The following is a 12,946-nucleotide window of genomic DNA, read 5'->3' as shown; positions in this document are numbered from 1 at the left end:
CGGCATCCCCGTGAAAGCAGGCTTTTCCTTCTTCGCCACCCGGCGCTTCTTCCCGCTGTTCGGCACCCAGTTCCTGGGCGCCTTCAACGACAATCTGCTGAAAACCGCCATCGTGGTGCTGATCAGCTTTCACGGACTCAGCCTGGCCGGGCTGCCGCCGGAACAACTGGTCAATCTGGCCGCCGGCGTGTTCATCCTGCCCTTTTTCCTGTTTTCCGCCACCGCCGGCAAATTGTCGGAGCGCTACGACAAGGCCGCCATCGCCCGCTGGATCAAGCTGGCCGAGATCGCCATCATGCTGCTGGCCGGAACCGGCTTCTTCCTGCACTCCGCCGGCCTCTTGCTTTCCGCGCTGTTCCTGATGGGCGCCCACTCCGCCTTTTTCGGCCCGCTCAAATACTCGGTGCTGCCGCAATATCTGAAAGAACAAGAACTGGTGGGCGGCAACGGCCTGATCGAGATGGGCACTTTTCTCGCCATCCTGATCGGCCAGATCGGCGGCAGCATGCTGACCACCGGCGGCCCGCTGCTGATCACCGCCACCTTGCTGGCCACCGCCGTGCTGGGTTACGGCGCCAGCCGCGAGATGCCGCCAGCCCGGCCCGGCGCGCCGCAGCTGAAGCTGTCCTTCAACTTCCTCAAAGACTCCGTGCTGCTGATGCGCGACGCCTGGCGCCTCCGCGACGTGCGCTGCGCCATCCTCGGCATTTCCTGGTTCTGGCTGATGGGCGCGGTCTACACCACCCAGCTGCCCACCTTCACCCGCCTGCATCTGGGCGGGGACGCCGCCATCTACACCCTGCTGCTGGCCTTGTTCTCCATCGGCATCGGCCTGGGTTCGGTGGTGTGCGCCAAGCTGTCGCAAGGCAAACTGCAATTGGGCATGGTGCTGGTGGGCAGCGTCGGCATGACGCTGTTCGGCGGCGATCTGGCGCTGTCCGCGCTGCCGCACTACCGCGGCGAGCTGATCGGCCTCGCCGATTACCTGGCCCGCGCCGGCAGCTGGCGCAATATGGTCGACGTGGCGCTGCTGGGCTTCTTCGGCGGCTTCTTCACCGTGCCGCTGTACACCTGGCTACAAACCGCCAGCCCGGACGATTTCCGCTCTCAGGCCGTGGCCGCCAACAATATCGCCAACGGCTTCTACATGGTGGCCGCCGCCATCGGCAGCGCGCTGGCGCTGAAGCTTTACGACAGCATCGCCATCCTGCTGCTGGCCACCGCCGCGCTCAACATCCTGGCCACCCTGCACCTGCTCAGCGCCGCGCCGGTGATCTGGCGGCAACGGCTGGACTGGCTGCGCGCGCTGCGCGACTGAGACCGGCGCTTCATTCCGCGGCGGAGGCCTGTAGTTCGAACACTCCGTCCATCCGCCAGCGCTCCCGCTCGCGGGCATGCGTCGCGCTGGCCGGCAAGAGCGGCTGGACTTCCAGCTCCAAGCGCAAGGCCCGCCCCGTCCCGCCGCCGCTGTCCGGATACACCCGCACCAGTTGGCCGGGGCGTAGCGGGGCCGAGCGCAGGCGCTCGCCGCCGCTCTCCCCCTCCACGCGGAAATAGGCGTCGCGGCCATCCAGCGTCGCCGCGCGCAAGATCAGACGCGCCGCACCCTGAGGCCCGAAGCGGAACGAGGCCGCGTCCGCCGCCGGGCCGTTGAAACGCAGGGCCAAAGCCCGGGGCCCTTCGCAAACGGCCTGCAAACTCAAGGTACGCGCCTCTAGGCCGCCCCCCGGCGCGCCCCGGCCGAAGCCCTCTCGCAAGGCGGCCAAGGGCAGCACGCCATAGTCCAGATTGGGCGTGCTCAAGCTCAACGCGCACGGCCCTTCCTCAGCCGCCGCGCCGGCGCTCAAGGCCGCCAGCGCCATCAAAACCCATTTTCCCATGCTCATCCCTCAACTCCTCGATCTCCGGCGCCGCGCTCCGACGCGTCCGCTTCAAGCAGCGAACCCGGCGCGCAGCGCGCCCTGACGGTTTGGTACAAGGCGGAAGCGTCCTCGTCCGGCAAGACATAGTCCAAGCGACAGCGCCGCCTTGGCGGAGACTCCACATACAGCCCGTTCCGCGCGGTCGCCTGATCCAGAAACACCTCGCCCCCGCTCCCGGTGAGCGTGATGAAACGCCCTTCCCCATCCACCACGCTCAGGCCGGACGCCAAGGCCTCGCCGTCCTCCGCCGCGATCTGGATCAGCAAGCGCTGGGTCTTGAGCACCGAGAACTCCGCCCGGCTGACCGAGCCATGTCCGGCGCGCACCACTTTCAAGCCGTTCGCCACGTCCGCATTGCGCGGCAGGCTAGGCGTCTGCAGTTCCACTCGGGTATCGGAGTAAGCGTTCAGATTGGCCAATACCGCATGGCCGTCGCCATCGCTCCACACCGGGCCGCTGGGTGTGCTGAACTTCACGCCGGGCAAGCCGCCCACCGACAGCACCCCGACGCTGTCGCGCAGCGGATAGGGAGAGAAGGTCAGTCCGCCCTCATGCAGCAGCGCGCCGCCGCGCAGGCTGGCGTTGTACGACTGCGCGCCGCCGCGCTGGCTCATGCCCAGGCCCAGCTGGGCGTAACGCGGAATCCAGTGCAGATTGCCGTTGAAGCCGGTGCTGTTCCGGTCCGCGTCGCGATCCACCGCCACGCCGTAATTCAAGCTGTCGCTGACGACTTCGCGGTAGCTGCTCCCCAAAGTTTGGCTTTGGCCATAGCGTTGCAGATACGCGCTCAGGCTGGCGCGCTCCAGCGGCAGATCCACGTTCAAGTAAAACTGATTGCGATGCGCGCCCGCGCCCCGACTCAAATCTCGGCCCACGTTCAAAGAGACATTGGCGCCCCACATCCGCCGCGACCAGCCGCCGTTCAAGCGCTGCGAGGCGTCGCCGCCGTGATGCGAGCGGGTCGCGCCCAGGCTGAACGCGCCCATGAATTCATGGTGGTAGGACAGGGACAGGCCGTACTGCGTCAGCGCGGCCGGCGCCTCTTGTTGACGAGCCGCGTAATCCGACAGCGTGCGGAAGTGGGCGCTCTGCCGGCTCAGGTTCAGCGCGCCGGACAGGCGCTCGCCCCAGCTCGCGCTCAAGGACGCGCTGTATTGCGCGCCGCTCCGCCCCGCCTCGCCGTCGCGGGAGGCCACCGCGCGCATGCCGGCCACCAGTCCGGGGCTCAACAGATAAGACAAGGCCCCGCCGACGGAATGAAAGCGTTCGGACCACAGGCCGCCCAGGCTGAGGTCCAGTTCCCGGCCCAGCCGCCAACTGCGGCTGCCGGAGAACAACCACGGCGTGTCGCCGTCCTGGCCGCCAAACTGACGCATCTTGCCCGCCGCCATATTGAAGCCCTCGACGTCGCCGCCCGGGCTGGCGAAAAACGCCGCCGCCGGCACGGTGAAGGCCTGCTGGCCGCCATCGCTTTCGGTGACGGTGACATTCAGATCGAAGCCCGCCGACAGGATGGGCACATCGTTCAATTCGAAAGCGCCGGGCGGCACCAGCGTGCTGTACACCAAAGCGCCGGCCTGCCTCACCTCCACCCGGGCCTCGCTCTGGGCGATGCCCCTGACCTGCGGCTGATTGCCGCGCGGCAGCAAGGCCCCTTGCGGCAGCCACTGCGCGCCGGAGAAATTCACGCCGGCAAACAGGGGGTTGTTCAGCGACAACTCGCCCACTTGCAGGATAGCCTTGCTGTCCACCAGGGTCTTCTGCGCATAGCTGTACAGATACTGGAAACGATTGCTCGCCTCGTTGCGCGCGAAGCTTTGCCGGCTGCGCACCATCCAGTCCCGCCAATTGAAGCCGATTTCCGTGAAACCTTGCAGATACTGCTGGCTCCGCCCGCCTCCGCTGCTGCGCATGGCCAACACCTCGTAATTAAACAGGCCGGCCGTGCCGCCGCTGTCGTAGCCGCCCAGTGGCTCCTGCTCGCGCCGCAAGGCGCCGCTGGGCGCCAGGATGTCCACCCGCGCCAGCTCCGGCCGCAGCCTGACCACCGCCTGCGGATAAAAAGCCGTCAACTCCCGGCAGCCAGCCTCCGCCGGCGGTTGGCCGTCCGTGGGCAGCAAGCCGGCTGCCGTCCAGAATCCGTCGTCGACGCACAGGCGGCCGCCCTCGTCTATGCTCACCTCGGCGCCGCCGCGACCGGCGCCGTTGACGAATAAGGACACCCGATTCCTGCCCGGCGCAAAGCGCGCGCCCAGGCTGAAGTACTCCGCCACGCCGGGATCGATGCCGCTCGCCTTCAACACGCCCAGGTCAAACTGCACGCCCTCGCCGGGCGCGTCGCGCGCCCCGGTCTCCGCCAGCGACGCCGTCGGGAACGCCCCGGCCAGCCACAGCAATAGCGGAATGGGTCTGAGCAGCCATTCAATTGAACACTTCATCTAACAGGACCCAAGATTGGATGGATGGAGACGTCAGGGATAGAAGACCGTGACAGTGGCGTGGCCGTCCAAGCGCACCGGTTCGCGCGCGCTGAGCACCTGCCACCCCCTGAGCGCCGCGCCGACGCGCAGCTTGAACACGTGGGTGCCGGCCGGCTGCAGCGCCTGACGCTGCGGCGAGCCCAAGGCATAGCCGTAACGCAGGTTTAGCGGTTCGCCGCCGGCCTGCGACCAGCCTTCCTGCCGGCCGGCGCTGCGCATCAGCGTCGCCGGACGCTCGTCCGCATGAGCCTCGATCAGGCTCAGCCACCAATAGCCCAGCGCTTGCTTGCGGCTGTCCCGGCCCAGGCCCAGAGTCTGCTCCGCCTCCGCCGGCAGCGACGGCGATGCGGCCCCCGTCGTCTGAAGCCCGGCCATGGCGGCGATGCCGGCGCGGCTGTCGCCGCGGTTGTCCCGTATGCTCAAACCCACCAGCGCCGGCTGATCGCACTGCACATGCAAGCTGATCTCCCGCTCGCCCAGCAGCGTCGCGCCTGGATTCAAGGCCGACCAGGGGATGAGGCCGTAATCGACCACGCCGTTATGGGAAAAGCCGGGCGTGCAGCTGGGCGGCACCACCTCGGCCGTCAGCGCGAATGGCGCGTTCGCCGCCAGCACCGGCATGGATGCGCATAGCGCGGCGGCGATTGCTTGGCGATATTTCATCACGGGCTAGGCCGCTCAGTTCAAGGTCGCGGTAAAGGAGTCCACCGCATAGCCGTAGCTGGTCGCCGGCCACAGCTTGACGTGAGTGGCGTCCAGGGGCGTCTGGCCGGCCGACGCCAGCTGCAAGCGCTCGCCGGGCAGGATATAGGCCTTGGGCAGCTCCAGCCCTTGCCGTCCGGGCTGCAACTCCACCTTGTGCGTGGACAGGCGCACCACGTAAGGACTGTCGTTTTTGACTTCCACCCGGCCGTCTTCCGTCAGGCCCCACTGCAGCTTGACCCACGGCTCCCGCTCGCGCGGCAGGCCTTTGGGACGGATTAGTACCGGCAGGTTCTGATTGAAAGTCATCTGAATGCGATGCCCCTTATCGGCGGATACTGCGGGAATCCCCTCGAAGGACGCCCGCATCAGCCGCTCGGTCCGCAGCGGCTGCGGCGATTTCAACAAAAAGCGGACCAGTTGTTTCTCCCCGCCTTCCACCCGGGAAATCGGCGGCGTCGCCAGCAATAGCTGCTCCGGGTCTTCGGGCAGGTTTTCCAGCCGGACATACATCAGGCTGGCGTGGGCGTCGGTATTCTTGACGTTGATCACGCCCTCGCCGTCGCCGTCGCCTTCCTCCACCACCACCAGCGAGGTTTCCGGCACCACGCCGGCGGACCAGGCCGCCGCGGGCAGCAGGGCCAGCGCCAAGGCGCCGGCCATAGCGCCGCCGCGGACCGCAACGGCGAACACATTCAGCGCATGCATCATATGAAACTCTTTTCCATCAAGGACGGCGTTTATTCACCGCGTCAAACCGTATCAACCGGGCCGGCAAGCATGCCGCCGGCCCGTATTCAAGCACGCTGACTCAAGACTTATTCAGCGCCGACTCGCGTAACCCAATCACTGGTAATAAATAGTGAAAGTACCCTTGCCGTCCAGTTTGGTGTCGTCCTTCACACTCAACCGTCCTTTGGTATTCAATGCCGCCCCCACCACCATGGGAAACTCGTGAATGGAAGCCACTGCAGGACTAAATGACCCAATTCTCTTGATCGCGAAAGCTCCTACTCCGGCTCCGGCAAAATGCGGATCCAGCGGTGCAGCGCCAGTTTCTGCCCAACTCGTACCATTATTGGCCGAGTACAACAATTTGGGCTCGCTTACTTCTTCGGATTGGCTATTGGTTGCTTTCAGCTTGGTTTTATCAATAGTCATCCACCACACGCCAAGCTTGCCCGCTGCTCCGTCATTTCCCAAACCCATGGTTTGGTTATTGTTGGTAGCAACAATAAGATTGGACTGAGAATGCTTGACCGGTTGCGGAATTTCGCCTCCCAGCAAGGGTTTGCTCTCCGCGCGGGCATCGGTGATGCGGATGCCCAGCGCGGTATCCTCCTGGCAGGTTACCGTCAGGCTGACATCACGATCTTCCAGCGTGTAGGCTGCGCCATTGCTCAGATTGGAGACCGGGATATCGCCATAATCAATCACCGCGCCGCCGCTCAAAGCCGGCGTGCACGCGGGCGGTACCAATTTGCCGGTAATCAGCAAATCCGCGCTATTTGCCGAAGCCCATTGAGCGGCTCCGGCAAAAACCGTGGCCACCACCAAAATCATATTCTGCTTCTTCATGATTAAACCTCCAATTAGATGAAAGTTCGCAATCAAACCATTCGTATTTGACGATGTTTTCTTGCAAGACAGCCGCCCATTCCGGCGGCACCCGCTTATTGATTCGCGGCGATGCCATCTTGCTTTTTCGCGAAAACAGTCACAATAGGATTTTTCCTAAAAAAACGACAAGCACACCAATTCCATTTCAATATTCACAAACATAAAATGCACAACAAACCTCAGTCACATCACTTCAAAAAAATCAATAAATCTAAATAATTAATATATTAATATTTAGAGTTGTTGAGGATTTCCCTCATGGCCTTCCACTTAGAGCCGCTAACAAGCCGCGCAGCGTAGCTGAGCCAAGGCGCGCCGACGCAGGCAGCGCCAGCCGTACGACAAGGAGGCGCAACACAGGATCAGGGGTTTGGTTAGCGGGTCTTAGACAGACGCAAAAAAGCCCGCCATGGCGGGGACCATGGACGGGCGGAAAAACGGCGACATCCCGCTTGGGAATGCCGCCGGCAAGACTCAGTCTTGCGCCAGCTTGGCGGCGGCGTCCCGCAGCGCGGTGCGCAAGCCTTCTTCTATCACCGGGTGATAGAAGGGCATCTCCAGCATCTGGGCAACGGTCAGGCCTTGCTGATGGCTCCAGGCCAGCAAGTGAGCCAGGTTCTCGGCGCGCGGACCTATCATTTCCGCGCCCAGGAAGCGGCCGCTGCCGCGCTCGGCGTATACATGCAGCAGACCCTGGTTGACGCCCATCACCCGGCTACGGCCCTGGTCTTCAAAACTGACCTCGCCCGCCACGAAGCCATCCGCCGGCAAATCGGCGAAGCGGCTGCCCACCATCATCATCTGCGGATCGGAAAACACCACGGCGATGCTGGAGCGGCGCAGGCCGGGCTGTACTGCCGGATACTGCGCGGCATTGTCGCCGGCGGTCTTGCCTTCGTCGGCGGCCTCGTGCAGCAGCGGCAGGATGTTGTTGGCGTCGCCGGCTATGAAAATCGGCGAATTCCCGCACTGCAGCGTCCGCGGATCGAACTTGGGCACGCCGCCCGCATCCAGTTCCAGGCCGGCGTTTTCCAGCGCCAGACCGCGCACATTGGGCGCCCGGCCGGTGGCGGCCAGCACGTAATCGAAACGCTCGCAGACTTCTTCGCCGTCCAGATTGACGTAGCGGATTTGCGCCTTGTCGTCGACCAGGCCCATTTCCAGCACCTTGGCGTCCGGGTCCAGATAGAACTCCCGGCCCAGCGCCCGGCTGGCGTAGTCGCGCACAGCGGGGTCCGACAGCGGACCGACGCCGCCGCCGCGGCCGAACACGCGCACCTTAACCCCCAGGCGGGACAGCGCCTGGCCCAGTTCCAGGCCGATGACGCCGGGGCCGAACACCGCCACGCTGTCCGGCAGCGTGTCCCAATCGAACACATCGTCGTTGATGATCAATCTATCGCCGAATACCTGGAACGGCGGCGGGATCAAGGGCGAGGAACCCGTGGCGATCACCACGCGGCGCGCCTGCACCAGCGTGTGCTCGTCCACTTGCAAGGTGGTGTTGTCGATGAAGCGCGCGTAGCCGCGCAGCCGGTCTTGCGGCGGAATGCTTTCCACCCCCTTGAGCACGAAGCCGACGAAACGGTCGCGCTCGCGCTTGACGCGGTCCATCACCTCGCGGCCGTCGATGCGCACGTCCCCGTCCACATGCACGCCGAAAGGCGCGCTGTGACGCAGTTCGTGCGCGGCCTCGGCGGCGGCGATCAGCAGCTTGGACGGCATGCAGCCGACACGGGCGCAAGTGGTGCCGTAAGGACCGCCTTCAATCACCACGGCGCTGGCGCCGCGAGCCTTGGCGGCGCGGTAGGCTGCGAGGCCGGCGGTGCCGGCGCCGATCACGGCGACATCGATGTTCAAGGTATGCATTTCATTCCTTTCGGTATCGGGATACGGCACGGCACGCTGGGCATGCCGTCTCGTATCCCGGTAAAAAAAGGGCCGGACGGAGCATCCGGCCCGCAACAACTCCGGTGGCATCAGGGCCCGAGCCACCGGGGACGAACACGGTTGAGGCTTACTTGGAGAAGTACTTTTCCACTTCGTCGGCGGAGCCGATCAGTTGGCCGTTGATGAACACCTGCGGCGCGGTCATCTTGCCGGCCACGGCGCCCAGCACCTTGCCGCGCACCTTGTTGTCCAGCGGCACTTCGACGAAGTCGTAGCCGTTTTCGCTCAGCACCGCCTTGGCGCGCGCGCAGTGCGGGCAACCCGTCTTGGAGAACACCACCACCTGGTCCGGCTTCTTGGCGCTGGGATTGACGTAGTCCAGCAGAGTGTCGGCGTCGGACACCTTGAACGGATCGCCCGGCTCTTGCGGCTCGATGAACATCTTGTCCACCACGCCGTCCTTCACCAGCATGGAGTAGCGCCAGCTGCGCTTGCCGAAGCCCAGGTCCTGCTTGTCCACCAGCATGCCCATGCCCGCGGTGAAATCGCCGTTGCCGTCCGGGATCATCACCAGGTTCTGCGCTTCCTGATCCTTGGCCCATTCGTTCATCACGAAGGTGTCGTTGACCGATACGCAGAGGATGGCGTCCACGCCGTTGGCGAAGAAGGCCGGCGCCAGCTCGTTGAAGCGCGGCAGGTGGGTGGAGGAACATGTGGGGGTGAACGCGCCCGGCAGCGAGAACACCGCTACGGTTTTGCCGTCGAACAGTTCGGCGGTGCTGACATCTTTCCACTCGTTGTTGTCACGAACACGGAAAGTGACATTCGGTACGCGTTGGCCTTCACGGTTTTGCAACATGGCGAGACTCCTTGTTTGGATTGACTGACAGGTTTAATAAATCGATGGATGCATTCTGATAGCTGAGAGCAAATTCGTCTAATTGATTGTGGCAAGGCTGCTGATTTGCTTTTTTAATCGACAAGCAAGCGGCCGCGCTAACCGTTAAAATTGCATAAACAAACCAACAATCAGGCCAACGCGGTGAAGATTCTGATTCTCGGCGGCGGACAGGTCGGCGCCAATGTGGCGGAAAACCTGCTTTCGGAAAACAACGACATCACGGTGGTGGATCAAAACGCCGCGCGGCTCAAACAGCTGCAGGACAGGCTGGACATCCGCACCGTGGCCGGCAACGCCGCCCACCCTCAGGTGCTGGCCGATGCCGGCGCGGCGGACAGCGACATGGTGCTGGCGCTGACCCGCGACGACGAAACCAATCTGGTGGCCTGCAAAATGGCCGAAGCCTGTTTCAACATTCCCACCCGCATCGCCCGCATCCGCTCCAGCGACTACCTGGAATCCGAGCACGGCGATCCGCTCGCCCACTTCGGCATCGAATCCGCCATCTGTCCGGAACAGATCGTCACCGACCACATCTATCAGTTGTTCGCCTACCCCGGCGCGCTGCAAGTGCTGGACTTCGCCGACGGCAAGCTGCAACTGGTGGTGTCCCGCGCCCACTCCGGCGGCAAGCTGCTGGGCATGCCGCTGCGCCATATACGCGAACACATGCCGGACGCGGATTGCCGCGTCTGCGCCGTCCACCGCCGGGACACGCTTTTGGTGCCGGACGGCGACACCGTGCTGGAGGAAGGCGACGAGGTCTTCTTCGTCGCCGCGCGCGAGCACGTGCAGGCCATGCTCAAGGAACTGCGCTTCAGCGAACGGCCCTTGCGGCGCATCATGATCGCCGGCGGCGGCAATATCGGCTACCGGCTGGCCAAACTGCTGGAGAACGATTTCAGCGTCAAAGTGATAGAAGCGCGGCCGGAACGCGCGCAATGGTTGGCGGAACGGCTGGAACACGCGCTGGTGCTGCGCGGCGAGGCCACCGACGAAGAGCTGCTGGACGCCGAGAACGTGGACGAGATGGATGTGTTCTGCGCGCTGACCAACGACGACGAAGACAACATCATGTCCACGCTGCTGGCCAAGCGCATGGGCGCGCGCCGGGTGGTGGCCCTGGTCAACCGCACCAGCTATGTGGACCTGCTGGAAGGCCACCGCATCGACATCGTGATTTCGCCCCACCTGTCCACCATAGGCTCCATCCTGGCCCATATCCGCCAGGGCGACGTGGAGGCGGTGCACCCGCTGCGCCGCGGCGCGTCGGAGGCGATGGAAGTCATCATCCACGGCGACGCGCAGCAATCGCGGCTGACCGGCCGCCGCATCGACCAGATCGACATGCCGCACGGCAGCCACATCGTGGCGGCCATCCGCGGTGAACAGGTGCTGATGGCGCACCACGATCTGACGGTGGAAAACGGCGACCATCTGATCATCTTCCTGTCGCGCCGCCGGGTGATCCGCCAGGTGGAAAAACTCATTCAGGTCAAACTGGGCTTTCTGTGACCATGCATCTGACCGGCCTGCACCACGTGGCGATCATCGCCTCCGACTACGCCCGCTCGCGCGACTTCTACCACCGCGTCCTCGGCCTGCCCATCCTGGCCGAACACTGGCGCGCCGAACGCCAGTCCTGGAAGCTGGACCTGGCCGCGCCGGGCGGCGGCCAGCTGGAATTGTTCAGCTTTCCCTCGCCGCCGCCCCGCCCCACGCGGCCGGAAGCCTGCGGCCTGCGCCACCTGGCCTTCGCCTGCGCCGATCTCGCCGCCTGTCGCCAAAGCCTGCTGGCCGAGGGCGTGGCGGTGGAGGATGTCCGCGTGGACGAATACACCGGCGCGCGCTTTTTCTTCTGCGCGGACCCGGACGGCTTGCCGCTCGAGTTCTACCAGCCGCGGGACTGAGACATGCGCAAGATACTCGCCATCCTCTATGTGCTGTCCAAGCTGATCATGCTGTTCTCCTGCACCTTCCTCGCGCCGGCGCTGGTCTCCATCCTGTACCGCGACGGCGCGCTGGACACCTTCGTCACCGCCGCCGTGGCCGGCCTGGCCATCGGCCTCGCCTTGTGGTCCGCCACCCGGCGCTACCAGCGCGAACTGAAGCCGCGCGACGGCTTCATCCTGGTCACCACGCTGTGGGTGGGTTTCGCCATCACCGCCTCCTTCCCCTTCATGCTGGCGCGGCCGGACATGTCCTTCAGCCACGCCTTCTTCGAGGCGATGTCCGGCCTCACCACCACCGGCTCCACCGTGATCAGCGGCCTGGACGCCCTGCCGGCCTCGCTCAATTTCTGGCGCCACTTCCTCAATTGGATGGGCGGCATGGGCATCATCGTGCTGGCGGTGGCCATCCTGCCCATCCTCGGCATCGGCGGCATGCAGCTGTACAAGGCGGAAACGCCGGGGCCGATGAAGGACAGCAAGCTGGCGCCGCGCATCACCGAAACCGCCAAGAACCTGTGGCTGGTCTACAGCGGCTGGACGCTGGCGGTGGCCCTGGCCCTGAAAGCCGCCGGCCTGAGCTGGCTGGACGCGGTGTGCCACGCCTTCGCCGCGCTGTCCCTGGGCGGCTTCTCCACCCGGGACAGCAGCGTGGGCGCATTCGACTCCCTGCCGGTGGAACTGATCCTGAGCTTCGGCATGATAGTCGGCGCGATGAACTTCGCCACCCACTTCCTGGCGCTGCGTCAGCGCTCGCTGCGCGCCTATCTGCGCGACCCGGAGGCCAAAGCCATGTTGTGGCTGCTGCTGGGCAGCATTCTGGCGATGAGCGCCTATCTGTGGGCCCACCGCGTCTACGACTTCCCCACCGCGCTGCGCCACGTCAGCTTCAATCTGATCTCCATCGCCACCGACAGCGGCTTCGCCAGCGTGGACTACGCGCGCTGGCCTATCTTCGTGCCATTGTGGATGCTGTTCCTGTCCAGCGTCACCGCCTGCTCCGGCTCCACCGGCGGCGGCATCAAGATGGTGCGCACCCTGATGCTGAGCAAGCAAAGCGTCAATGAAATGACGCGGCTGCTGCATCCGGCGGCGGTGCGCCCGGTGAAAATCGGCGGCAAAGTGGTGCCGCAAGACGTGATGCTGTCGGTAATGGGCTTCATATTTGTCTACTGCATGTGCATAGTGATACTAAGCTTCGCGCTGATCGCCAGCGGCCTGGATTTTCTCAGCGCCTTCACCGCGGTGATCGCCTCGATCAACAATGCCGGGCCCGGGCTCGGCGTGGTCGGGCCGGCGTCGAATTACGCGTCGCTGTCCGACTTCCAGATATGGACTTGCAGCCTGGCCATGCTCCTGGGCCGGCTGGAAGTGTTTACCCTGCTGATCCTGTTCACGCCGGCCTTCTGGCGCAAATAGGACGCGAAGAATTTACCCGCCGCGCGCGGGTCTGAACCAAAGCGGCGCCCCGCGCCGGATAAT

11 protein-coding genes are annotated in these 12,946 nt (G+C 64.6%); 4 read left to right on the top strand and 7 right to left on the bottom strand.

What is annotated here, in order from left to right; genetic code table 11:
- The first annotated feature begins 10 nt into the window (after positions 1-10).
- The gene (locus AB1Z25_RS08195) at positions 11-1,318 is read left to right on the top strand and encodes an MFS transporter (protein ID WP_486636995.1); all 1,308 of its coding nucleotides are present in this window, start codon (positions 11-13) and stop codon (positions 1,316-1,318) included.
- A gap of 10 nt (positions 1,319-1,328) precedes the next feature.
- On the opposite strand, the gene AB1Z25_RS08190 is transcribed toward AB1Z25_RS08195, so the two are convergent.
- The 7 genes from AB1Z25_RS08190 to AB1Z25_RS08160 all read right to left on the bottom strand — a co-directional run bounded on the left by AB1Z25_RS08190 (position 1,329) and on the right by AB1Z25_RS08160 (position 9,473).
- On the bottom strand, positions 1,329-1,886 hold the full coding sequence (locus AB1Z25_RS08190; RefSeq protein ID WP_486636994.1) for a DUF1120 domain-containing protein: 558 nt from the start codon (positions 1,884-1,886) through the stop codon (positions 1,329-1,331).
- Positions 1,883-4,360, bottom strand: a complete 2,478-nt coding sequence (locus AB1Z25_RS08185; protein ID WP_486636993.1) for a fimbria/pilus outer membrane usher protein — start codon at positions 4,358-4,360, stop codon at positions 1,883-1,885. The genes AB1Z25_RS08190 and AB1Z25_RS08185 overlap by 4 nt, the downstream gene beginning before the upstream one ends.
- 33 nt (positions 4,361-4,393) lie before the next feature.
- Positions 4,394-5,065: a DUF1120 domain-containing protein gene (locus tag AB1Z25_RS08180; protein WP_486636992.1), complete on the bottom strand. Its 672-nt coding sequence runs from the start codon at positions 5,063-5,065 to the stop codon at positions 4,394-4,396.
- Positions 5,066-5,080: 15 nt separating this feature from the next.
- A complete protein-coding gene (locus tag AB1Z25_RS08175) occupies positions 5,081-5,815 on the bottom strand; it encodes a fimbria/pilus chaperone family protein (RefSeq protein ID WP_486636991.1) in 735 nt (244 codons plus the stop codon).
- 135 nt (positions 5,816-5,950) lie between these two features.
- Positions 5,951-6,682 carry a DUF1120 domain-containing protein gene (locus AB1Z25_RS08170; RefSeq protein WP_486636990.1) on the bottom strand — a complete coding sequence of 244 codons (732 nt, stop codon included), beginning with the start codon at positions 6,680-6,682 and terminating at the stop codon, positions 5,951-5,953.
- Positions 6,683-7,198: 516 nt separating this feature from the next.
- The gene (locus AB1Z25_RS08165; RefSeq protein ID WP_107799451.1) at positions 7,199-8,593 is read right to left on the bottom strand and encodes a dihydrolipoyl dehydrogenase; all 1,395 of its coding nucleotides are present in this window, start codon (positions 8,591-8,593) and stop codon (positions 7,199-7,201) included.
- 148 nt (positions 8,594-8,741) lie between these two features.
- Positions 8,742-9,473 carry a glutathione peroxidase gene (locus tag AB1Z25_RS08160; RefSeq protein ID WP_107799452.1) on the bottom strand — a complete coding sequence of 244 codons (732 nt, stop codon included), beginning with the start codon at positions 9,471-9,473 and terminating at the stop codon, positions 8,742-8,744.
- Positions 9,474-9,656: 183 nt separating this feature from the next.
- Between AB1Z25_RS08160 and trkA the strand changes: the two genes are divergently transcribed.
- Genes trkA through AB1Z25_RS08145 form a run of 3 tightly spaced genes read left to right on the top strand, consistent with a single transcriptional unit; the run spans position 9,657 to position 12,883 of the window.
- Positions 9,657-11,030 (top strand): Trk system potassium transporter TrkA, encoded by a 1,374-nt coding sequence (gene trkA / locus AB1Z25_RS08155; RefSeq protein ID WP_166453842.1) that lies wholly within the window; start codon positions 9,657-9,659, stop codon positions 11,028-11,030.
- 2 nt (positions 11,031-11,032) lie between these two features.
- Positions 11,033-11,425, top strand: coding sequence for an SMU1112c/YaeR family gloxylase I-like metalloprotein (gene gloA2 / locus AB1Z25_RS08150; protein WP_199226016.1), 393 nt, complete (start codon positions 11,033-11,035; stop codon positions 11,423-11,425).
- 3 nt (positions 11,426-11,428) lie between these two features.
- A complete protein-coding gene (locus tag AB1Z25_RS08145; RefSeq protein ID WP_227103684.1) occupies positions 11,429-12,883 on the top strand; it encodes a TrkH family potassium uptake protein in 1,455 nt (484 codons plus the stop codon).
- Positions 12,884-12,946 lie beyond the last annotated feature (63 nt).

This window comes from Chromobacterium sp. HL1 (assembly GCF_057418835.1).
The sequence above is the reverse complement of the archived record's forward strand: the minus strand, read 5'-3'. Positions and strand labels throughout refer to the sequence as shown.

Coding starts and splice junctions, on each gene's coding strand:
- AB1Z25_RS08180 (WP_486636992.1), bottom strand. CDS start 5,065: ATGAAATATCGCCAAGCAATCGCCGCCGCGCTATGCGCATCCATGCCG.
- AB1Z25_RS08165 (WP_107799451.1), bottom strand. CDS start 8,593: ATGCATACCTTGAACATCGATGTCGCCGTGATCGGCGCCGGCACCGCC.
- AB1Z25_RS08145 (WP_227103684.1), top strand. CDS start 11,429: ATGCGCAAGATACTCGCCATCCTCTATGTGCTGTCCAAGCTGATCATG.
- AB1Z25_RS08190 (WP_486636994.1), bottom strand. CDS start 1,886: ATGAGCATGGGAAAATGGGTTTTGATGGCGCTGGCGGCCTTGAGCGCC.
- AB1Z25_RS08175 (WP_486636991.1), bottom strand. CDS start 5,815: ATGATGCATGCGCTGAATGTGTTCGCCGTTGCGGTCCGCGGCGGCGCT.
- AB1Z25_RS08170 (WP_486636990.1), bottom strand. CDS start 6,682: ATGAAGAAGCAGAATATGATTTTGGTGGTGGCCACGGTTTTTGCCGGA.
- AB1Z25_RS08160 (WP_107799452.1), bottom strand. CDS start 9,473: ATGTTGCAAAACCGTGAAGGCCAACGCGTACCGAATGTCACTTTCCGT.
- gloA2 (WP_199226016.1), top strand. CDS start 11,033: ATGCATCTGACCGGCCTGCACCACGTGGCGATCATCGCCTCCGACTAC.
- AB1Z25_RS08185 (WP_486636993.1), bottom strand. CDS start 4,360: ATGAAGTGTTCAATTGAATGGCTGCTCAGACCCATTCCGCTATTGCTG.